We start from the raw sequence: 593 nt of genomic DNA on the forward strand, positions 1-593 counted from the left end.
GAAGAAACGCCGTATTACCATATTGTCTCAAGATGTGTTCGACGCGCTTTTCTTTGCGGTGAAGACAAGGCTTCAGGAAAGTCGTTCGAACACCGCCGTCAGTGGCTCATTGATCGCATCAAACAAGTGACATCTGTCTTTGCAATTGATGTCTGTTCATATGCCATCATGAACAACCATTTGGCCTAATAGCCCCTACTGTTGGTCATATTGTATTAAAGGTCAATTCAACCGAAGAATGGAACGCCACTCAAGTACCGATGACCTGGTGTTCCTTGTATTCACTGCCAGCATAGCAATAAGCAAAGTACGGTTTTTGCGAAGCAAAAGAAGTGGTTGCTTTGTGCCGTTATGCGTGAATTAAAAGGCTTTAAATCTATTGGGTTTTATTCATATCATCCCTGACACTCACCCCTGCGGGGCTTACGTGAAAAATCGTTCCGAACGATTTTTTCAGCGGTAGGAACAGCCAAACAACTCAAAGAATTCTCAGCCAAGACCAAGCGAAAATGGACGCTTGGAATTAAGCTTAAACCTGCTTTGGAATAGCCTAACAACACCACAAAGTCACTCAGCAGATCGTCTCTGCAACC

2 protein-coding genes are annotated in these 593 nt (G+C 44.0%); one reads left to right on the forward strand and one right to left on the reverse strand.

Annotated features, from left to right (window positions below; translation table 11 throughout):
* A partial coding sequence (locus CCS90_RS07625) for a hypothetical protein (protein ID WP_442757007.1) occupies positions 1 to 189 on the forward strand: 189 nt, incomplete at its 5' end.
* 206 nt (positions 190 to 395) lie between these two features.
* Here the strand turns inward: CCS90_RS07625 and CCS90_RS15060 are convergent.
* The coding region (locus CCS90_RS15060; RefSeq protein ID WP_218961655.1) for a hypothetical protein at positions 396 to 593 on the reverse strand (198 nt) is incomplete at its 5' end.

The sequence above is a fragment of the Marinicella litoralis genome, from assembly GCF_002591915.1.
GTDB classification, from domain to species: domain Bacteria; phylum Pseudomonadota; class Gammaproteobacteria; order Xanthomonadales; family Marinicellaceae; genus Marinicella; species Marinicella litoralis.